The 21,634-nt window shown below is 32.9% G+C and carries 20 protein-coding genes; 9 read left to right on the top strand and 11 right to left on the bottom strand.

The features are described from left to right. From BLT46_RS02790 to BLT46_RS02780, 3 genes are all read left to right on the top strand, one after another. Nucleotides 1–714, top strand: a complete 714-nt coding sequence (locus BLT46_RS02790) for a 3'-5' exonuclease (RefSeq protein ID WP_090405845.1) — start codon at nt 1–3, stop codon at nt 712–714. A gap of 461 nt (nt 715–1,175) precedes the next feature. Next, nucleotides 1,176–1,625, top strand: a complete 450-nt coding sequence (locus BLT46_RS02785) for an OsmC family protein (RefSeq protein ID WP_090405842.1) — start codon at nt 1,176–1,178, stop codon at nt 1,623–1,625. A 124-nt stretch (nt 1,626–1,749) separates the two neighbouring features. Then, nucleotides 1,750–3,435, top strand: coding sequence for an ABC transporter ATP-binding protein (locus BLT46_RS02780; protein WP_090405839.1), 1,686 nt, complete (start codon nt 1,750–1,752; stop codon nt 3,433–3,435). 4 nt (nt 3,436–3,439) lie between these two features. Here the strand turns inward: BLT46_RS02780 and BLT46_RS02775 are convergent, their stop codons facing one another. After that, nucleotides 3,440–4,087 carry a hypothetical protein gene (locus BLT46_RS02775; protein ID WP_090405836.1) on the bottom strand — a complete coding sequence of 216 codons (648 nt, stop codon included), beginning with the start codon at nt 4,085–4,087 and terminating at the stop codon, nt 3,440–3,442. 49 nt (nt 4,088–4,136) lie between these two features. Beyond that, entirely contained in the window at nt 4,137–5,489 is a 1,353-nt protein-coding gene (locus BLT46_RS02770) for a saccharopine dehydrogenase family protein (RefSeq protein WP_090405833.1), read from the bottom strand. Nucleotides 5,490–5,608: 119 nt separating this feature from the next. On the opposite strand from BLT46_RS02770, the gene BLT46_RS02765 reads away from it, so the two are divergent. Both BLT46_RS02765 and pckA read left to right on the top strand, forming a co-directional pair. Further along, entirely contained in the window at nt 5,609–6,004 is a 396-nt protein-coding gene (locus tag BLT46_RS02765) for a DUF423 domain-containing protein (protein WP_090405830.1), read from the top strand. Between the two features lie 74 nt (nt 6,005–6,078). Next, nucleotides 6,079–7,692 carry a phosphoenolpyruvate carboxykinase (ATP) gene (gene pckA, locus BLT46_RS02760; RefSeq protein ID WP_176770711.1) on the top strand — a complete coding sequence of 538 codons (1,614 nt, stop codon included), beginning with the start codon at nt 6,079–6,081 and terminating at the stop codon, nt 7,690–7,692. A 102-nt stretch (nt 7,693–7,794) separates the two neighbouring features. Here pckA and BLT46_RS02755 read toward each other — a convergent pair whose 3' ends face one another. Both BLT46_RS02755 and BLT46_RS02750 read right to left on the bottom strand, forming a co-directional pair. Beyond that, the gene (locus BLT46_RS02755; protein WP_090405824.1) at nt 7,795–8,538 is read right to left on the bottom strand and encodes a uroporphyrinogen-III synthase; all 744 of its coding nucleotides are present in this window, start codon (nt 8,536–8,538) and stop codon (nt 7,795–7,797) included. 12 nt (nt 8,539–8,550) lie between these two features. Then, the gene (locus tag BLT46_RS02750) at nt 8,551–9,225 is read right to left on the bottom strand and encodes a DUF4271 domain-containing protein (RefSeq protein ID WP_090405821.1); all 675 of its coding nucleotides are present in this window, start codon (nt 9,223–9,225) and stop codon (nt 8,551–8,553) included. Between the two features lie 104 nt (nt 9,226–9,329). Between BLT46_RS02750 and BLT46_RS02745 the strand changes: the two genes are divergently transcribed. The 3 genes from BLT46_RS02745 to BLT46_RS02735 are packed head-to-tail and all read left to right on the top strand — an operon-like array spanning nt 9,330 to nt 11,897. Then, entirely contained in the window at nt 9,330–10,052 is a 723-nt protein-coding gene (locus BLT46_RS02745) for a polyprenol monophosphomannose synthase (RefSeq protein WP_090405818.1), read from the top strand. Then, nucleotides 10,052–11,389, top strand: a complete 1,338-nt coding sequence (locus BLT46_RS02740) for a dihydroorotase (RefSeq protein ID WP_090405815.1) — start codon at nt 10,052–10,054, stop codon at nt 11,387–11,389. Before BLT46_RS02745 ends, BLT46_RS02740 begins: the two co-directional genes overlap by 1 nt. Before the next feature lie 10 nt (nt 11,390–11,399). Beyond that, nucleotides 11,400–11,897: a DUF4296 domain-containing protein gene (locus tag BLT46_RS02735; RefSeq protein ID WP_090405812.1), complete on the top strand. Its 498-nt coding sequence runs from the start codon at nt 11,400–11,402 to the stop codon at nt 11,895–11,897. On the opposite strand, the gene BLT46_RS02730 is transcribed toward BLT46_RS02735, so the two are convergent. After that, nucleotides 11,827–12,849: an NAD-dependent epimerase/dehydratase family protein gene (locus tag BLT46_RS02730; protein ID WP_090405809.1), complete on the bottom strand. Its 1,023-nt coding sequence runs from the start codon at nt 12,847–12,849 to the stop codon at nt 11,827–11,829. The genes BLT46_RS02735 and BLT46_RS02730 overlap by 71 nt on opposite strands. Before the next feature lie 184 nt (nt 12,850–13,033). Here BLT46_RS02730 and tyrS point away from each other — a divergent pair, with 184 nt between their 5' ends. Further along, on the top strand, nt 13,034–14,326 hold the full coding sequence (tyrS, locus tag BLT46_RS02725) for a tyrosine--tRNA ligase (RefSeq protein WP_090405807.1): 1,293 nt from the start codon (nt 13,034–13,036) through the stop codon (nt 14,324–14,326). Nucleotides 14,327–14,413: 87 nt separating this feature from the next. Here tyrS and BLT46_RS02720 read toward each other — a convergent pair whose 3' ends face one another. From BLT46_RS02720 to hxpB, 6 genes are all read right to left on the bottom strand, one after another. Beyond that, nucleotides 14,414–15,286 carry a universal stress protein gene (locus BLT46_RS02720; protein ID WP_090405803.1) on the bottom strand — a complete coding sequence of 291 codons (873 nt, stop codon included), beginning with the start codon at nt 15,284–15,286 and terminating at the stop codon, nt 14,414–14,416. Nucleotides 15,287–15,292: 6 nt separating this feature from the next. Further along, nucleotides 15,293–16,879: a trimethylamine transporter TmaT gene (locus BLT46_RS02715; RefSeq protein WP_090405800.1), complete on the bottom strand. Its 1,587-nt coding sequence runs from the start codon at nt 16,877–16,879 to the stop codon at nt 15,293–15,295. Between the two features lie 241 nt (nt 16,880–17,120). Further along, on the bottom strand, nt 17,121–18,746 hold the full coding sequence (gene pruA / locus BLT46_RS02710) for an L-glutamate gamma-semialdehyde dehydrogenase (RefSeq protein WP_090405797.1): 1,626 nt from the start codon (nt 18,744–18,746) through the stop codon (nt 17,121–17,123). Nucleotides 18,747–18,850: 104 nt separating this feature from the next. After that, nucleotides 18,851–19,237 carry a Co2+/Mg2+ efflux protein ApaG gene (apaG, locus tag BLT46_RS02705; RefSeq protein WP_090405793.1) on the bottom strand — a complete coding sequence of 129 codons (387 nt, stop codon included), beginning with the start codon at nt 19,235–19,237 and terminating at the stop codon, nt 18,851–18,853. Between the two features lie 27 nt (nt 19,238–19,264). Then, complete coding sequence (locus BLT46_RS02700; protein ID WP_090405790.1) at nt 19,265–20,515, bottom strand: type IX secretion system plug protein; 1,251 nt, start codon at nt 20,513–20,515, stop codon at nt 19,265–19,267. Between the two features lie 31 nt (nt 20,516–20,546). Then, nucleotides 20,547–21,206, bottom strand: a complete 660-nt coding sequence (gene hxpB, locus BLT46_RS02695) for a hexitol phosphatase HxpB (protein WP_090405788.1) — start codon at nt 21,204–21,206, stop codon at nt 20,547–20,549. Between the last annotated feature and the right edge of the window lie 428 nt (nt 21,207–21,634).

The raw sequence follows: 21,634 nt of genomic DNA, 5'->3' as shown, positions 1-21,634 counted from the left end.
ATGATTGATAGATTATCTCTTGAAAACCTTTTGTTTTTAGATATTGAAACAGTACCTGAATGTGCTGATTTTTCTGAATTAGATGATGAAATGAAAATGCTGTATGAAGCAAAGACTGCATATCAACGCAAGGACGAATTTACAGCAGAAGAGTTTTATAATAAAGCAGGTATATGGGCAGAGTTCGGAAAGATCATTTGTATTTCGGTTGGATATTTTGTTTACAAGAATGGAGAGCGGCAATTTAGAACAACCAGTTATGCTGGTGAAGAAAAGGATTTACTGGTAAATTTCGCGAATTTATTAGAGGGGTATTTTGGAGGAGTAGAAAAGTTGTTATGTGGGCATAATATCAAGGAATTTGATGTGCCTTTTTTGGTTAGACGTATGTTGATAAATGGGGTTAAAATCCCCAATAAGTTGCGTGTTTTTGGGAAAAAACCGTGGGAGGTTCAACACTTAGATACAATGGAATTGTGGAAGTTAGGAGATTTTAAAAATTATACATCTTTGCGACTTTTGACTAAGATTTTAGGTATTCCTTCGCCAAAAGACGATATAGACGGTAGTGAGGTGGCAAGAGTGTACTATAAAGAGAAAAATTTAGATAGAATTATCATTTATTGTGAAAAAGATGTTGTTGCTGTGGCACAAGTTTTGCTTAAGTTTAGACAAGAGGAATTGTTGACTGAAGATGAGATTTTATCTGTATAAGTTAAAAAAATATTAATTTTTTTAGTTTAGTAGTAGGTGCTAAAATATATTTTTACTATTTTTGAAACAAATAAAGATATAAAAGTGAAAAATATTCAAACATATTCATGGTCTTCGATTAAGTTGATGGTACTTCCATTTCAGCTTAGGCTATCTGTATTATAATATTTTGAATATTTAAAAATATAAATGGTAGCCTCTGTATATAACAGGGGCTTTTTTTTTGAACTAATAAGAATTACAAATGAAATCAATTATTAATTATTTATCGTTTATGCCGTCGTATAAGTGGATGTGTCTAGTACATACCTCGTCTGTGCGTGTGTTGCCAAATGTGATATCTTGATTTATTTGTAAGTAAGCTGTAAAGCTATGAATTGATAGAAGGTTCTTTTGGTATGTGTGCTAAAAGAACCTTTTTTTATATATAATATTTAGTAATTGAATTAATTAAAAAAGAGATGGGAAAACAAGTTTTAAAAGTTTTGGGATTTTCAGTAAGAGAACAGCAGTTTGCAGTAAAAACGGCTAATTTTTCTTTTACAGTAAAGGATGGTAGAGAATTAGTAAGAGATGAAAATGCTAATTCAGGAGAATTGTTACTTGCTAAATTAGCAGGAAGTATTCACGCAATTGGTAATTTAATTGGTAAAACTTTAGGGTTAGATTTGAAATCTATTCAAATTGAGGTTTCTGGTGAAGTAAATCTAAAGGATTTGGCAGAAGAGGATATCCAACAGTTTAAAAGAATTGATGTAATGGTTAAGCCGACTACAGAGGCTTCTATTGTAGTGCTTAAAGAATGGATGGATGCTGTGAAATTGGCGTGTCCTGTATTTAGTAATTTTAAAGAAAAAACACCAACAGTAGTTACTTTGGTTAAAGAATATGATCAAGTAAAAGTAGCTTAATATGGTGACTGTCTATATGAAAATTGTGGTATAGGTTTTATTGTTTACAAGCTTTCGTATCAATAGATATCTATATCACAATTATTATATTATTTTTGTTAATCACGTTTTATCAAAAGTAATAATGGACAATGTAACCCCTATTTTATCTGTAAGTAATTTACAAATCGATTTCTTAAAAGAAAAAGTATGGAATACCATTATTAAGGGGAGTACTTTTGATATAATGCCTAATGAAATATTGGGTGTAGTAGGGGAATCAGGATCTGGTAAATCCGTTACTTCATTAGCCTTAATGGGCTTATTACCAAAAGAAAATTCTCGCATTTCTAAAGGAGATGTTTTTTATAAAAACCAAAATATTACTCATTTATCGGATAGTGAATTTCGCTCTTTAAGAGGAAAGGAAATTGCTATGATATTTCAAGAGCCGATGAGTGCTCTAAATCCTTCTATTACTTGTGGTGAGCAAGTGTCTGAAATTTTAATAGAACATACCGGTTTACGTGGTTCTGAACTTAAGAAAGAGGTGGTAAGTTTATTTGAAAAAGTAAAATTGCCTTATCCTAAAGAAGTTTATAATAAATATCCTCATCAAATATCAGGTGGTCAAAAGCAACGTGTTATCATTGCTATGGCTATTGCTTGTAAGCCTTCTTTGCTTATAGCGGATGAACCAACTACTGCGTTAGATGTTACTGTTCAGAATGAAATTATTAGTTTATTGAAGGAATTACAGCAGGAAACACAGATGAGTATTTTGTTTATTTCTCACGATTTAAATCTTGTTTCTGCTATCAGTGATCGGTTATTAGTGATGTATAAAGGGGATATTGTTGAACAAGGAGTGTCTTCAGTAGTCTTCAATCAACCAAAAGAATTATATACTAAGGCGTTGGTAGCTTCTCGTCCTTCTATGGATGAACGATTAAAGAGGTTGCCTACTATTCAAGATTTTTTAGATAATAAGGTTGTTAATGATGTTATTTCTGATGAGGAAAGACAGCAAATGCATCAACAGCTTTACAGTGGTGAGCCATTGTTGCGCGTAAGGAATATCTATAAAGATTATATTACAGCAGGTAGCTTATTTAAGAAAGGAGTTTTTCACGCTTTAAAAGATATTAACTTCGATATTTACGAGGGTGAAACGCTTGGTTTGGTAGGAGAAAGTGGCTGTGGGAAATCAACTCTTGGAAACGTGATTTTGCAGTTGGATAAAGCTACAAAAGGAGAAATATTCTACAAAGGAAAAGATATTGTTAAATTGAGTAGTAGCGAGTTTCGTGGGCTTAGAAAAGATATTCAAATTATTTTTCAAGACCCGTATTCTTCATTAAACCCACGTAAAACAGTGGGTGAGGCTATTTTAGAACCAATGATTGTTCATAAATTATATGCTTCTGATAAAGAGAGAAAGGCGAAAGTGATTGATATTTTGGAACGAGTAGGGTTAGATGAAAGTGTATATAATAGGTATCCACACGAATTTTCGGGAGGACAAAGACAGCGTATCGGTATTGCAAGAACGGTAGCTGTACAACCAAAGCTGATTATCTGTGACGAGTCTGTATCTGCATTGGATATTTCTGTTCAAGCACAAGTGTTGAATTTGTTAAATGAACTGAAAGAAAACTTTGGATTTACTTATATATTCATTTCTCACGATTTAGCTGTTGTTAAATATATGTCGGACAATATTCTGGTAATGAATAAAGGGGAGATAGAAGAAATTGCTGAAGCAGATGTCTTGTATCGTTCCCCTAAAAAAGATTATACTAAAAAGTTAATTCAGGCTATTCCGAAATAATATATTAATACGGAATATATGATGGAGCAGGCATTACGTGCATAGTTTTCGTGTTGCCTTTAGTTCTTTTAAGCTTGCCAGGTATTCCTTTATTGTCGAATACTGTATAGTATTCTAATGTTACATCGCCAATAGATTTTACTTTTCCTTCTAATTCTTTACGATCAAAACGATCGTAGTAAGTTATTTTATAAGGACCTATTTTCTTTATTTTACCTTCTAATTCACTCCAATCAAATCGGTCATAGTATTCAAAAGAAATAGAACCGATGTTTTTTATTTTACCATTGTTATACATACTAAAGCGATCAATGTAAGTGATGTTTAGATTGTTTATTCTTTTGATTCGGTTTTTTAAGTACTCATCAAATGTATTGGTGTAATATTCTACAGAGTTGTTTCTTGAAATGTAGTCAAGTTCAGGGTCAAAGTAGTCGTAATAGTCGTCTCTTTTAAACTGAGGACGTTTTTGATTAAAAGTAAAATCTGTTCCATTTTGATAGATATTAAAAATTAGATCATCTATTTCTAATACAATGGTTTGTACGTTTTTTGAATCTTGTGTTAATTCAAAGTAAGCGTAATTGATGTTTTGACCAAAGCTTACTACAGAGATAATAGCGGAACAAATAAATGTAAATAGTAACTTCATATATAATATTTAAGATATTTTCCCCTTGTGTAAAGGGGAAAAAGATCAATTAATAACCTTCGTAAGGTACTTCATATTCGTTAAAGATTATACCATTTTCTTGTAACTCTTTTAAGATTGGAAGGTAAACCTCTTCTTTAATTGGCATTTGTACTCCATGAGTATTTATAATTCCTTTTAAAATTTTTAAAGCAGCGATGGCAACAGGTAATCCCACAGTTTTTGCCATTGCAGTATAGACTTGGTTATCACCGATGCAGATCATTGTAGAGTCAATTTGTTTTTTTTCAGTATTCAGTAAATAGCCTATTTTGTGATACATCACAATCATATCTTTGTCTTGTTTATCCAAAGTCCACGAGTCGTTTAGAATTTTCTCTAAAATTTGAGCAGGTGAAGCATTTTTTAAACCAATTTTTTTAGTAGCGTTGAATAAATCAAGTTCTAAGAGTTTTTCCCAAACAATATCATCTTGGTCAATACCTAAAGCAAGACGTAATTTTGTTTCAACTGTATCTGTTGGGTGGTATGGCAAATAAAGATTGATAAATTCTCGGTACGTCATATTTTCGGAATTATCAATTTTATATGTGTCATCAGTAACTCCAAGTTCTACAAAAAGATTCCAAGCCCGTGAGTAGCCAACTCTTCTAATTGTACCTCTAAAAATTGTTTTAGCATCATCAAGTCCATATGCTTGTTGATATTTTAAGGAATCTCGATTGGCGTAGGCTTCAAATTTGCCGTATCCTTCAATGTTTAGAAATTCTGTTCTTCTAAACACTTTATTGTAAGGGATGTATTTGTATTGTCCTTCTTGTAGGAATTTTGCTGCACCACCTTGTCCGGCTAAGACAACATTTCTTGGATTCCAGGTAAATTTGTAATTCCACAAGTTGTTGTCGGATTCAGGAGCAATAAGTCCTCCACAAAACGACTCAAAAGAAAGTATTTTACCTCCTTGTTTTTTGATTTCGTGGATGATTTTCATAGCACTCATATGGTCAATACCAGGATCAAGACCAACTTCATTCATAAAAACAAGGTTGTTTTCCTTCACTTGTTGGTCTAATTCTTGCATTGCCTCACTTATATACGAAGCAGTTACCATGTGTTTTTTAAACTTGATACAGTCTTTTGCCAGTTCGATGTGTAAAGCGGCAGGAAGCATTGAAATGACAATGTCTGCTTTATTTACAAGAGCTTGTCTTTCTTGTTCGTTGAATAAATCAAATTGAATAGGCGTTGCATTAGGGTGGTCCATAGCTTTTTGTTTAGCCAATTCTAAAGAAAGATCTCCAATGGTTAAGTGGAGGTTTTCTATTGTTGATTTTTCAAGTAAATACTTAATTAAAGAGGAACTCGATCTACCAGCTCCAATAATTAGAATTTCTTTTGTCATAATATGTTGGTTAGTTTATGAATATACGAAAATAATGATTTCTTAAAGCTGTCAAAATTCTTTAGTGAAAAAAACTTTAACAGTTTGTATGATAAGTTGTATATTTGAAAGAAAAATCGATGGGACGTAAAGTTATTGCTATAGCAGCCTTTATAGGGGCTATAGGTATCATTTTAGGAGCGTTTGGAGCTCATGGATTACGAAAAGTGGTTACAGAAACGCAGGTTGCTACCTTTGAAGTAGGTGTGCGCTACCAAATGTATCACGCAATATTCTTACTTTTTATAGGACTATGTAATTTTATTTCAGACAAGGCTAAAAAAACAGCTATGTACTTGGTTTTGTTGGGGATATTGTTTTTTTCAGGTTCTATCTATCTACTTACCTTTAAAGACCTGATTTCTATTGACTTAAGATTAATCGGTCCAATAACACCTATCGGCGGAGTTTTATTTATAGCAGCATGGATATATATTGGTATTCAGGTACTTAAATCGAAAGATGCTATTAAATAATTCTTTTGTATATTTATATTTTAAATTTATTTCTAAGTTTGCAAACAAATTAATACACAACATAAATAATGAAAATGGATAATTCTGAATCAATTTCACTGGAAAAATATGGTATTAAAGATGTTGTAGAAGTAATTTATAATCCTTCTTACGACGTTTTATATAATGAAGAAACAAACCCAAATCTTACAGGGTATGACAAAGGTGTAGTAACTGAGCTTGGTGCTGTTAATGTTATGACAGGAGAGTTTACAGGACGTTCACCTAAAGACAAGTACATTGTTAAAGATTCAGTAACAGAAAACACAATTTGGTGGAATTCTCCTGAGTCTCCAAATGACAACAAGCCGATTGATAACAAAACGTGGGATGCTTTAAAAGCAAACACTGTAAAACAATTATCTGGAAAGAAATTGTATGTAGTTGACGCTTTTTGTGGTGCTAACGAAAACACTCGTTTAAAAGTTAGATTTATTATGGAAGTGGCTTGGCAAGCTCATTTCGTTACGAATATGTTTATTCGCCCAACGAAAGAGGAGTTAGCTAACTTTGGTGAGCCTGACTTCGTAGTAATGAACGGATCAAAAACTACTTTCAAAGAGTACAAAGATTTTGGATTAAACTCTGAAGTTTATGTTGCATTTAATTTGACTGAGAAAGTACAAGTTATTGGTGGTACTTGGTACGGTGGAGAGATGAAAAAAGGAATGTTCGCAATGATGAACTATTACTTACCTTTAAAAGGAATGGCTGCTATGCACTGTTCAGCTAATAAAGGACAAGATGGTGATGTTGCTGTTTTCTTTGGTCTTTCTGGTACAGGTAAAACAACTTTATCTACTGACCCAAAACGTGAATTAATCGGTGATGATGAGCACGGATGGGATGACGAAGGTGTATTTAACTTCGAAGGTGGATGTTATGCAAAAACAATTAACTTAAGCCAAGAGAATGAACCAGATATTTTTGGGGCTATTCGTCGTGATGCTTTGTTAGAGAACGTTACTGTTGACGCTAACGGAAAAATTGACTTTAATGATGGTTCTGTTACACAAAATACACGTGTATCTTACCCAATTAATCATATTGATAACATTGTTAAGCCTGTTTCTAAAGCAGGACATGCAACTAAAGTTATCTTTTTAACTGCTGATGCTTTTGGTGTAATGCCTCCAGTGTCTAAGTTAACTCCAGAACAAACTAAATACTACTTCTTATCAGGTTTTACTGCTAAGTTAGCTGGTACTGAGCGTGGAGTGACTAAACCAGAGCCTACGTTCTCTGCTTGTTTCGGTAAAGCTTTCTTATCTTTACACCCAACACAATACGGTGAAGAATTAGTGAAGAAAATGGAGGAGCACAATGCTACTGCATATATGGTAAACACAGGATGGAATGGTACTGGAAAACGTATTTCTATCAAGGATACAAGAGCTATCATTGACCGTATCTTAGATGGTTCTATTGAGAAAGCTGAAACTACAATTGTACCTATTTACAATTTTGCTGTTCCAACAGCTTTAGAAGAGGTAGATACTAATATTTTAGATCCACGTAATACTTATGCGAATGCTTCTGAATGGGAAGAAAAAGCTAGAGATTTAGCTGCATTATTTGTTAAGAACTTCGAATTGTATTCAAACAATGCAGAAGGGAAAGCATTAGTTGCTGCTGGTCCACAGTTATAATATATACCATAAAAAAGCTTGCAATTTCTTGCAAGCTTTTTTTGGCTCTAATTTTAATAATAAAAAAAACCTCTATAGATATCTATAGAGGTTTTTTTATTGTTATTTATTCACTTTTTGAATATACTTTTCAAGAGCCATTGTCATAGATGGAGTCTCAGGTGCAGGAGCCATAATATCAACTCTTAAGTTGTTATCAAGTGCTTCTTTCTGCGTAGAAGTTCCGAATACAGCAATACGAGTATTGTCTTGTGTAAAGTCTGGGAAGTTCTTAAATAAAGACTTAATTCCAGTTGGACTAAAGAATGCTAATACGTCGTATTTAACATCAGCTAAATCAGATAAATCACTCATTACTGTTCTGTAAAAAGTTCCTGGTGTCCAATTTACTTTTAATTCATTTAATGTCGCTGGTACATCACTGTTTAATTGATCAGATGCAGGTAATAAGAATTTTTCATCCTTATACTTTTTGATCAATGGTGCCAATTCAGTAAAATCTTTTTGACCAACATAAATCTTTCTTTTACGGTAAACAACATACTTTTGTAAGTAATATGCTACTGCTTCTGATTGACAAAAATACTTAAGTGTTTCAGGTATTTTGAAACGCATTTCTTCAGCAACCCGAAAGAAGTGATCTACAGAATTTTTACTTGTTAAAATAATCGCGGTAAAATTGGTTAGATCAATTTTTTGGTGTCTTACCTCTTTGGCTGAAACACCTTCCACGTGGATGAAGGGTCTAAAGTCAATTTTTACCTTGTATTTTTGTTCTAATTCAAAGTAAGGTGAGTTTTCTACTTTAGGCTCTGGTTGAGAAACCAAAATTGTTTTCACTTTCATAATTGTACTTTCTTATATTGCTCCCATATTTTTAAACCAGAAATACAATAAAAAATAAGGGGCTATTTCAAGGGTGCAAAGATACAAAATAAAATAGAACAACTTATTTAATATTGATTTTTGATTGTTTTTTATAAAAACTATGTATAAAAGGGTATTTGTTGCTATTAATGCAAAAAGAATAGTTGCAATAATAATCTTATTGCTAATATTGTTATAGAAAAGTAAAACATCAACTCCTAAGAGTAACATTCCAATATAATTTCTATATGTTGCTTTTTGGAGGTTTAATGCATCTGCAAATTCTTCTATGCCAAATGTTATAGAAATAATTTTATCTATTAGATATTTTCCTATAATAAAAGTTGCAGCAAAGTTTAGAATTTGTAAAAAGGAAGTAAATGTATAAAAAGGAATTACTTCAAATGATTTTAAAACTATTTGAATAAAGAAGGTAACAGATAATAATTGTACTAATAAAAAAGATAATGTAAAACTATTTCGTAAGTTAGTATTGTCTTTGTATATTTTTAAATATTTATCTGATACAGCAAGTCTTGTAAATTCAGCAAAACGTACACCGAAGATTGTTTTATTAAATGCAATAATAGAAAACCCTATAAAGAATAAAGCTGTAGCCCAATCTTTATTTGGAATTATGCGGTCTAATAAAATTATATTCTCCATAATGGCTACAAAATTAGCAAAAAAAAAGATTGAGTTCACTTTGTATTTTATTTAAGTGCTAACTTTATAGAAAAAGGTTATTTTTGTGGCAAACCAATTATAAAATGGAATCAGGATTAGTCATTATACCCACGTATAATGAAATTGAAAATATTGAGTTGATTATTGATGCTGTAATGGCTCAGCCTCAGCAATTTCATATTCTGATTGTAGATGATAACTCACCGGACGGTACGGCTGACGCTGTACTAAAATTGCAAAATAAATATGCGAACCGTTTGTTTCTTGAAAAGAGAGAGGGAAAAAATGGGTTAGGAACTGCCTATGTATACGGATTTCGTTGGGCTCTAAATAGAGAGTACCAATATATTTTTGAAATGGATGCAGATTTTTCTCATAACCCAAATGATTTAGGAAAGCTTTTAGAGGCTTGTAAGCTTAATAAAGGGCTCTCAATAGGTTCTCGCTATGTTACGGGAGTTAATGTGGTTAATTGGCCTTTAAACCGTGTATTACTATCTTATGGAGCTTCTATTTATGTTAGAATGATAACAGGAATGAAGATAAAAGATACAACTGCTGGTTTTGTTTGTTTCTCTCGTCAAGTTCTCGAAAGTTTTGATTTTAATCAAATACGCTTTGTGGGTTATGCTTTTCAGATTGAGATGAAATATAGAACTTTCGTTAAAAACTTCCCGATAACTGAAGTACCTATCATTTTTACTGACCGTACAAGGGGAGAGTCAAAAATGTCTGGGGGAATTATAAAGGAAGCTATTTTTGGCGTTATTAATCTACGATTACGCAAATTACTAAACACACTATAATGACAAACTATTTAATTACCAACGGAAAAATTGTTAATGAAGGTCAGATTTTTAATGCTGACATTTTAATTAAAGATGGGGTAATTGCTAAAATTGGTTCTTCAATTGAGGTATCTAATGATGTGCAGGTTATTGATGCTAAAGGAAGTTATGTAATTCCTGGTATGATTGATGACCAAGTTCACTTTAGAGAGCCTGGTTTAACACATAAAGGTGATATCGAGTCGGAATCTCGTGCTGCTATTGCGGGGGGAATTACGTCTTTTATTGAACAACCAAATACAGTTCCTAATGCTGTTACGCAAGAGATTTTAGAAGATAAATATCAAATCGCATCAACAAAGTCATTTGCTAACTACTCTTTTATGATGGGGGGAACAAATGATAATTTGGAAGAGGTTTTAAAAACAAACCCAAGAAACGTTGCAGGGATTAAATTGTTCTTAGGGTCTTCTACGGGGAATATGTTAGTTGATAACCAAGATGTTTTAGAGAAAATCTTTTCAAGTACATCAATGCTTATCGCTGTTCACGCAGAAGATGAAGGAACTATTCAACGAAATTTAGCAGAATATAAAGCGCAATATGGTGATGATATTCCTGTTAAGTATCACCCAATTATTAGAAGTGAAGAGGCTTGTTATATTTCGTCTTCTAAGGCAATTGAGTTAGCTAAGAAAACAGGAGCAAGATTACACGTATTTCACGTTTCTACTGCTAAAGAGACCGAGTTATTCAGAAATGATATTCCTTTAAAAGATAAAAAAATTACTGCAGAGGTTTGTGTTCACCACCTTTGGTTTACTGATAAAGATTATGATAAAAAAGGAAATTTTATTAAGTGGAATCCAGCTGTAAAGACAGAGCAAGATAAAGAAGGTTTATGGAAAGCATTGAATGATGGACGTATTGATGTAATTGCTACTGATCACGCTCCTCATACACTTGAAGAAAAAAGCAAAGCATATACTTCTGCTCCCTCAGGAGGACCGTTAGTTCAACACGCTTTGGTTTCTTTGTTTGAAGCTCATAAACAAGGTAGATTGTCGATTGAAACAATTGTTGAAAAAACAGCACATAATCCTGCTATATTATTCCAAGTTGAAAAAAGAGGGTTTATTAAAGAAGGTTATCACGCAGATATTGCTATTGTTGATACAGAGCAATCTTGGGAAGTAAATAAAGAAAATATTTTATATAAATGTGGATGGTCTCCATTTGAAGGAGAGCAATTTAGTTCTAAAATTACACATACATTTGTCAATGGGTTTTTAGCTTACGAAAATGGTCAAGTGAAAGAAGAACATAAGGGACAACGTTTATTGTTTGTTAGATAAAAAGATATAAATGAATAAGTTTTTAGTAATATTAGCAGCATTAGTTTTAGGTTCGTGTGGTAATGAGTCTAAGAAGCCAACCCCTTTTATTGAAGAACAGAAAATGGAAGATATTCTATTTGATATGTCTTTGTTGTATTCTATTGAAAGTGTTAGTGCTTATTCAAGAGAAGATAGTATGCCTCAATTGAATATGAATTCTGTGTTGAAAAAATATGATATTGATAGCTTAACTTTTGTTGAAAACAATAAGTATTACATCGAATTAAAAGAAGGTGTTTATCACAATATGCAAGAGAATATTAATAGAAAACTTGAAGCTTTAAAAGTAAAAACAGACTCATTAATTGCCAAAGAAGAAGAGGAAAAAGATAAGGAGAATGATATTGTCAGAAAGCAATTAGAAAAGCAATTAAACGAGAAAAATTCTTCTGAACTTAAAGAGAAGAAGGATCGTTTAATTTCTGAAGATGATATGCTGCTACTTGAGGCAAATAAACTTGAATAGGTTCAAACTGAAAAGAAATAGCTTGAATTACTTTTGAGTTATCATAAATATATTTAGAATGAGAAGCTTGCGCGATTGATCGTGTAAAGCTTCTTTTTTTTCTGGTTACCATAGAAACAAAATGATCCAGTCTCCAAGCTAAATTACAATGTGTAACTGTTGCGTTGATAGTTGGTCTTTTCTTTCCCATTAAGTCTGCAATATCATTGATAAGGTCTTGGTAGCTGATATTATTTGAAACCAATGTAAAACGCTCGTTTACGATATCACTTTGCATTAGTAACGTCATTGCTTTCACTACATCTGTTGCGCTAACGATAGCTGCCATTCCTTTCGTATAAAAAGGGAAGTCTTTAGATACCTTGTGAAAGAACTCATTGCTTCCTTCATTATTAAAACCAACGCCAAAGATTATACCTGGGTTAACAATTACTACATTTAAACCTTCTTGTGTACCACGCCAAACCTCCATTTCAGCCCCATACTTCGTTATAGCATAGTCACTGTGGTAAAGTTCAGGATTCCAATCTGTTTTTTCTGTAATGATATTGTCTTTGTTTAAGGTTTCTCCTAATGCGGCGATAGAACTAACAAAGCAGAATTTCTTAATTTTAAAGTCAATCGATAGGTTTACTAAGTTTGCTGTACCTTCAATATTTGTTTTACGCAGTTTTTTTTCATCCCTTGGGTCAAAAGAAACAAGCGCAGCACAATGATATACATACTCAATATTTTGAAAAGCTTCTTCTAAAGCAGGAATATCTGTAATATCTGCTTTTACCCACTCAATTTTTAGAAATAAATGGTCTGCTTTTTTTAAAGAGAAAAAAGATTTCGTTTTTTTAATACTGTCTTCATCTCTATAGATAGCACGAACCGCACCTTCTGTTTGAAGAAGATGTAGCAATAAATGCGTACCGACTAAACCTGTTGCTCCTGTTATTAGTATCATATCCTTAGACAAAAATAAGTGATATGTTTTACAATATGAAAAATTATAGGAGAAACTTAAAAATCAACGCCCGTATTATCAATATCTAATGAATAAAAATAAAAAACGAATAAAAGAGCAAGGTTTGAGGAATTTTATTCCATACTGTAGGGTTTTGGGCTATCTTTGTGGAAAATATAATTAAATGAAAAATTTTATTGAAGAAGTGACTTGGAGAGGAATGCTCCACGACGTTATGCCAGGCACTGAAGAACATTTGATGGAGCAGATGCGTGTAGCGTATGTGGGAATTGACCCAACAGCGGATTCATTGCATATTGGACATTTAGTGAGTGTTATGCTTTTGAAGCACTTTCAATTAGCAGGGCACAAGCCTTATGCTTTGGTAGGTGGTGCTACAGGTATGGTTGGTGACCCTTCTGGAAAGTCTAATGAGAGAAACTTGTTAGATGAAGAAACGCTTCGTCATAATCAAAATGCAATTAAGAATCAGTTAAGCCGCTTCTTAGATTTTAACTCAGGTGCTGAAAATGCTGCTGTTTTAGTAAATAACTACGACTGGATGAAAGAATTTTCATTCTTAGAGTTTATTAGAACTATCGGTAAACACATCACTGTTAACTATATGATGGCAAAAGATTCTGTGAAAAAACGTCTGAATGGAGAGTTCCAAGATGGTATGTCTTTTACAGAGTTCTGTTACCAATTATTACAGGGATATGACTTTTTACATTTGTTCCAAAACGAGAAGATTACGCTTCAAATGGGGGGGTCTGATCAATGGGGGAACATTACAACAGGTACTGAGTTAATCCGTAGAACAATTGGTGAGAAAGCGTATGCTTTAACTTGTCCATTAATTACAAAAGCTGACGGTACTAAGTTTGGTAAATCAGAAGGTGGTAACATTTGGTTATCTGCAGAATATACTTCTCCTTACAAATTTTACCAATACTGGGTTAACGTATCTGATACAGATGCTGAGAAATACATCAAAATATTTACATTCATTTCTCGTGAAGAGATTGAAGCTTTAATAAAAGAACATACAGAAGCACCTCATTTACGCGTTTTACAAAAACGTTTAGCTGCTGAAGTTACTACAATGGTTCACGGAGCTGAGAATTTAGAGAATGCTATTAAAGCATCAAATATTTTGTTTGGAAACTCTACTTCTGATGATTTGAAGCAATTAGATGCTCAAACTTTCTTAGAAGTATTTGATGGTGTACCACAAGCAGAGGTTGAGAGAGCTGATATTGAAGCTGGGTTAACAATTGTTGACGCATTAGCTGGAAAATCTAACTTCTTACCTTCTAATGGAGAAGCACGTCGTTCTTTACAAGCAAACTCTATTTCTGTAAACAGAGAAAAGGTTGCTGAAGATTACGTTATCAACACAAATGATTTGATTAATAATCAATTCGTATTATTACAAAAAGGAAAGAAAAACTACTTTATTTTACACGTAAAATAAGCAATAGTTTGGATTCAAATAGTATAGTTAGGCAAGTGTCTTACTAAACAAAAAGGGTTGCTCATTGAGCAGCCCTTTTTTTAGCTATTATTTAGTTTCTTTTACAAAGAGTAAACAAGTGCTTGTTGCTTTGTGGAAAAGGTGGTTTGCCACACTTCCCATAAAGATTTCTTTTATTCCTGTAGATCCCTTAACTCCTAAAATCATTAAGTCAGCTTTTTGTCTTCTTGCATATTGCAATAAAGCCGTCGAAATACTCTTGTCCTCAGCAGGTACTATTTCAATATCTGAGTAGTTGGCATATTTTTTATCCCATTTTTGTTTCTTCTCAGCAATATCCTCTCTTGATATTTTCTCAATTTCTTTATTTGTCATACTTGAGTAAAATCCCCAATACAATTTAGAAATATGAATAGCCGAATGTTGAATCTTTTGTCCTTTTGAGTTGTTTTTGAATCGATCAGCCCACGTCATAATAGGCGTGGTGTACTTAGAGAAGTCGATAGCGTCAATAATATTAGTTATAGGTATGTGATATGTTTCTGGTACTAATAAGGTCGCAGAAGGCAAAATACGGATTAACTTCTGTGCTAAAGCCCCATTTCCTTCAAGCTCTTGTTTGTTACCTAAGATAAGCATATCAAATTGCTGTTTTTTAGAAATATTGATAAAAGCAATTTCAGAGTAACTTTCTAATTTCACTAAAACCTCAAAACCATACGTTGCTCCAGACTCTTCTATTTGTTTGGTAATACGTTGTACTATTTTCGATTGAATTAACTCAATGCGTTCAGGAAGTAATAGTTCTTTTGGTAGTTCACCAAGTTTTAAATTATGCAGAAAAGTTACTTTGTCAATATTTAAAATATGGTCTAACACCTGTGTGTATTCAATAAGGTAATGGTCCATTTCAGACAAGTCAATACCTACGATTACATTTAAAGGTTTATTAATTGTCATCTCTTTTTATTTTTGTTGTTCGTCGATTAATTCAGAAATAATGTCTTTATAACTTTTTTCTTGTTTCGACTTTTGTTTCTTATGCTGTTTATTTAATTCTTCTTGTAACCCTTTTTGCAAGCTATAACACATAACTAATAGAATTACGGCAAAAGGCAGTCCTGTTATAATAACAGCTGTTTGCAGTGCATCAAGACCTCCTCCCCAAAGTAATACGATTGCGATAAATCCTTGTGTAAATGACCAGAAAACTCTTTGCCATACAGGAGATTCTCCAAAACTACCAGAGGTAATATTATCTACAACCAAAGACCCTGAGTCAGATGAGGTAATAAAGAAAGAGAAAATAAGAATAATTGCTATAATAGAAAGAAATTTAGCCAATGGGAAGTGTTCTAAGAACACAAATAACGCAGTTGATATATCTTCTTTTACTGCTGTTACCATTGATAAATCACCCGATAAAATCATTTCCAACGCACTACCACCGAAAACATTCATCCAAAGTAAAGTAATTAGTCCAGGTACGATTAAAACACCTAAGATAAACTCTTTAACTGTTCTTCCTTTAGAAATACGTGCAATAAAACTACCTACGAAAGGAGACCATGCGATCCACCAAGCCCAGTAGAATATAGTCCATACATTTTGCCAACCATTGCCTAAATACGTTTCGTTCCACGTACTAATATCAATAAAGTTAGCTAAATAAGACCCCGTATTTTGTACATAACCTTTTAAGATAAATAAGGTTGGTCCTAAGAAAAATATCATTAACATAAATACCGAAGCGATATACATGTTAGCGGTACTTAATATTTTGACACCCTTATCTAAACCTGAGAATACAGAAACGGTTGCAATTGAAATAACCACAAGAATAATTCCGGCTTGCATTAATGGAGAGATTTCCCATCCATATAAATAATTAAGTCCGGCAGTAATTTGGGTAACTCCTAAACCTAAAGAAGTAGAAAGACCAAAAACAGTGGCTAATGTTGATAAGATGTCAATAACGTGTCCCCACCAACCGTGAATTTTCTCTCCCCAGAAAGGGTAAAAAAGAGATCGGAAGGTCATAGGAAGTTTTCTATTGAAACCAAAAAAGGCAAGGGCTAAACCTACCATTGCATAAATGGCCCAAGCGTGTAGTCCCCAGTGTAAACTTGTAAATTCCATTGCTTGTATAGCTCCTTGAATTTCATTGTCCACCGGACGGGGAGGAGTACCAAAGTGAGAAACAGGCTCTGCGATACTAAAGAACATAATACCGATTCCCATTCCTGTACTAAATAACATGGCAAACCAAGATCCTTTGCTAAACTCAGGTTCGGCATCTTCGCCACCCAAGCGTATTTTACCAAACTTGCTAAAAGCAAGATAAATAGCAAAGATTAAAATAACGTTTACAGTTAGCACAAAGAACCAACCAAAATTAGTAGTTACAGAATTTTGAGCAATTGCAAACCAAGAACCTACTTTTGTAGGGAATAAGACACATACTGCAATTAAAGCGATAATAAGCAAAATTGAAGTAATGAATACAGGAGGATTAATAACTAATTGTTTGTTGTCAATTAATTTTTTTAACATGAGTTATACTATTTAAATTAATAATTATAACCCAGTACTTTGAAGGTAATAAGGATCATTTATTTCAAATGTGAAAAAATGATAAAGCAAAATATAATAGTGTATTTTTTACTTAGACGTTTTATAAGTTAGGGTAGCATAAAGAAATCTTTCACTTAAAAACGATCCTAATAAAAAGCACTGAATTGAATAAAAAAACGGTTACGTCTTTTTGAGAGTAACCGTTTTTAAATATTTTAGATTATCCTAAAAACGGATATTTATAATCAGTAGCTGGAACAAAAGTTTCCTTGATTGTTCTTGGAGAAACCCAACGAAGTAAGTTCAATACAGAACCTGCTTTATCATTAGTACCAGAAGCTCTTGCACCACCAAATGGTTGTTGACCAACAACAGCACCAGTTGGTTTGTCATTAATGTAGAAGTTACCAGCAGCATTTACTAAAGCATCAGTAGCCTCAATTGCAGCGTAACGACATTTAGAGAAGATAGCACCTGTTAATGCGTAAACAGATGTTTCGTCAACTAATTTTAATGTTTCAGACCATTTAGCATCTTCGTAAACGTAGATAGTTAATACAGGACCGAATAATTCAGTTTTGATTGTTTCGTATTGAGGGTTTGTAGTAACAATTACAGTTGGCTCAATGAAGTATCCTACTGATTTGTCATATTTACCACCAAATACTACTTCAGCATCGCTATCAGCTTGTGCTTGATCAATGTATTTAGCTAATTTGTCAAAAGAACTTTCAGAGATAACAGAAGAAACAAAGTTAGATGGATCCTCAGGAGTTCCCATTTTAATTGTTGCTAAGTCAGCTCCCATATATTCTTTTACTTTAGGCCACATAGAAGCAGGGATGTATGCTCTTGAAGCTGCAGAACATTTTTGTCCTTGGTATTCGAAAGCGCCTCTTGTTAAAGCTACAGCAACTTCTTTAGCACAAGAAGATGGGTGAGCAATAACGAAGTCTTTACCACCTGTTTCACCTACAATTCTTGGGTAAGTTTTGTAGTTGTTGATGTTTTGACCAATCTTAGTCCACATACTGTTGAAAACACCAGTAGATCCTGTAAAGTGGATACCAGCGAAATCAGGGCTTGCTAATAATGTATCAGTAATCATAGCAGAGTTTCCGTAAACAACGTTGATAACACCGTCAGGTAATCCAGCTAATTTGAATACTTCAACAATTACTCTTGCAGAGTAAATTTGAGTTGCAGATGGTTTCCATACTACTACGTTACCCATTAAAGCTGCAGAAGCAGGTAAGTTACCAGAAATTGCAGTAAAGTTAAATGGAGTAATTGCGTAAACGAAACCTTCTAAAGGTCTGTGCTCAATTCTATTCCAAACACCTTCGCTTGAAGCTGGTTGTTCTGAATAAATTTGAGTCATAAATTGTACGTTAAATCTCAAGAAGTCAATAAACTCACAAGCTGAATCAATTTCTGCTTGGTGTAGCGTTTTTGCTTGAGCGATCATTGTAGCAGCATTGATTTTAGCACGGTAAGGACCAGCTAATAACTCAGCAGCTTTTAAGAAAATAGAAGCTCTGTGCTCCCAAGGCATATTAGCCCATTTCTTTTTAGCTTCTAAAGCAGTAGAAATAGCTTTCTCTACTAATGCTTTGTCTGCTTGGTGGTAAACACCTAATTTATGTTTATGATCAAATGGAGGGAACAAATCTTTTGTATCACCTGTTCTAATCTCTTCTCCACCGATAAATAATGGAATATCAACTTGAGTGTTGTATTGTTCTTTGAAAGAATTCAAAGTTAATTCTCTTTCTTTTGATCCTGGCGCATAAGACTTAACTGGCTCATTAACGGCAGCAGGAACTTTGTAGAATCCGTTTGACATATTATGTTTCGTATTTAAGTAGTTTAATGAATTGAATAATTACAAATATAATTAAAAAAAATTAAAGCGATTTTGCCTCTCCCTCAGAAAAACTTATGTTTTGCTTAGTTTAACACAAAGTCTGCAGATAATTTAAAGTTAGGAATAGTAACTTTAAATAGGCGTGCGTGCGTGTGGTTTAATACGTTGTAATAGCCTTGCATTGAGCCTAATGACGATTTTAAAATACAACCACTTCTATAAGTGTGTTTTTCTCCAGGAGCAATAATTGGTGTCTCGCCAATAATTCCTTCACCTTCTATTATTTCCGTATTTTTTAAAGAATCATAAATTTCCCAATGTCTTGATAATATTTGTACAGTATCATCAGTTGTGTTTTCAATTGTAATTTTATAATTGAAAACATAACAAGTGTCTTTTGACTTAAAAAAGCTGCCTTCATACTGTGTTTCGACAGAAATCTTGATTCCTTTGGTGGTTTGTGAAATCATAGGTAGTATATTAAGTTGTTTCTATGTTTAATAAATAATATTTTCTGCGCTTGCCTCCCCAAAACCAATTGCTCTATCATATAGGTCGATATTGTTTCTGTAATATACAATTACTTGATACTTATTGGTCGTCAATGCATAATTTCCATCTGCCGCATTTTCTGGTGAAACTCTATTTTTATGTACTGCAGTATAACTAAAATTTGTAAAACCTTGTTTGATAAGGATTGCTTGTTCGTACAAATCTTTTTCCTCGTTGTATTTTAATTTGTTGTTTGGAGTAAGTTCATAGTCGTTAAACATCCCCGTAACATAATAATCTAATCCAATTCGAGCTTCTGCTGTTGGTTTAAACGAAAAGTAAACCCAGCTATATTCTGCCTCGCTATTCGGATTTTTTCCATTGATATTTCTTGGATAAAAACTTCCATTGATATCAGGAAAAAAGGTATATCCTTTTGTGGCTCTACTTTCATTAGTATATAAAAACGTATTGTATATACCATTATTAACGTAGGTAGAACCAATCATATTGTTAACCTGCTTTATATCGCTATTGTCAAAGTTTAAGTACTGATTACCAGCCCAAAACTGCGTCTGTTCATCATATTTATATACTAAATCTGTGCCAATTGTATATTGTGGTTTAACATTGTTTAAAAACGAGTCCCATCTGCCATTCTGAAAGATAGCTACCTTTATATTGTTAGTAGGATTATTATATAATACTTCGCCCAGTTGAATCGTAAAGTCTAAGTTTTGTTTTGTATCGTAAACATCTAAATTTCGCGTTCTTTTCACTTGAATAGGAACCGAAACAGCATTCTCATACAACACAAATTTTCGTCTAATTACTACCTCATCATCTGCATTGTAAATTTCTAAAACGTAATTTCCACTTTTAGTAATTCTGTACATTGAATTAGGTAAGGTTAGCCTGTAATGTGTGTAGGGTTGTAAAGTATTATATGAGTTTTCATAGTTTAGAATACGTTGGTTGTCCATTCCGTCTATGTAATCAATTTGTTTCAACTTAGACGGTTTCCAATCGTAATCATATGCTTTTACTCTGTAGTAATAGTTACTTTCATCTCCATATAAATCATCAAAAGCAATAGTAAATGAGTTTCCTAATTTAAAAAAAGGATTAACAGCTCTATTATTTTCCATAAAAGCAGCGGACTTAATATAGTCAGCTGTTATGTTTTGCGGAGTTTGTGCTTGTACTATTAAACAAAGTAAAATAGCAAAGCAAGTAAAGAAAAAGTTTTTCTGCATTGCTATAAAGTTTCGTTTTATATAAAAAAAGTTAATTAGAGAAAAAAGGTACGATTTTTTCTTGAAATAAGTCTAAACTTTTGATTTTTATGTCAGCAATATCAAATTTCGGGTCGTTAAATTCTTTAGGGTCAGGAACAGAAACAACAGTCATACCAGCTCTTTTTCCAGCAGTAGCCCCAGTAAAAGAATCTTCTACAACCAAACAGTTTTCAGGATTACTTCCTAAGTTTTTTGCTGCTGTTAAATAAACATCAGGTGCAGGTTTACCTTCTTTTACGTGAAGAGCAGAAACGATGGTTTGAAAGTATTCTTTAATTTCCAATCTGTCTAAAACAGTGTGTATTAATGAATCAGGTGAGTTAGTAGCTAAACCAATTTTAAAGTTATTGTCTGACAAATAGTTTAACGTATCAAGAACGCCAGCTTTAATTTGTCCTTTTTCACGAATTAACGAATCAACGCGATCAATAACAGCTTGTTCAACTTCTTCAATTGACTTTCCTTCCCAAGGAAACATTTTATACCACAATTCAGTAACAGCTCTGGTTGTTTGACCAGTTGTTTGTTGTGCAATCTTTTCATCCCAAATAGCTCCAACTGAAGTAAAAACTTCTTTTTCTGCTTGTTGCCAAAAATGCTCTGAGTCAATTAAGACTCCATCCATATCGAATAAAACGGTATTAATCATAAATGCGTGTAATAGTAATATTTAAGTATTGACGAAGATAAGTAAATCAATGTGGATAGCGAAGGAGAATGTGTGGTTAATCATATAGAGTAGCTGTTCTAAATGAAATTGTAAGGGCTAATGTGTAGCAATAGCTTTAGTAAACAGCCAAAGGAAAGTAATACACAGAGAATTGCCTGTGAAAATGAATGGTGATAAACTATTAAGGTTGTTTTTAATTAATCATAGCTTAGGTGATTGTATATCTTTTGTGTATTCTATGTAAAGTGCTTGTAAAGTTTCACATAGTTTTTATACATTGACTATACAAGGAGTATACATACACTATACATACACTCAAAATAAAACAACACAAAGAGTGTTATATCCTTAGAAGAATATAGCTGATAAATGAATATTGATAAGTATTAAATTGTGGTTTTACACCT

It is taken from the genome of Myroides phaeus (assembly GCF_900099675.1).
Lineage (GTDB): Bacteria > Bacteroidota > Bacteroidia > Flavobacteriales > Flavobacteriaceae > Flavobacterium > Flavobacterium phaeum.
Note: the sequence above shows the minus strand (reverse complement) of the source record. Positions and strands in the feature narration are given on the sequence as shown.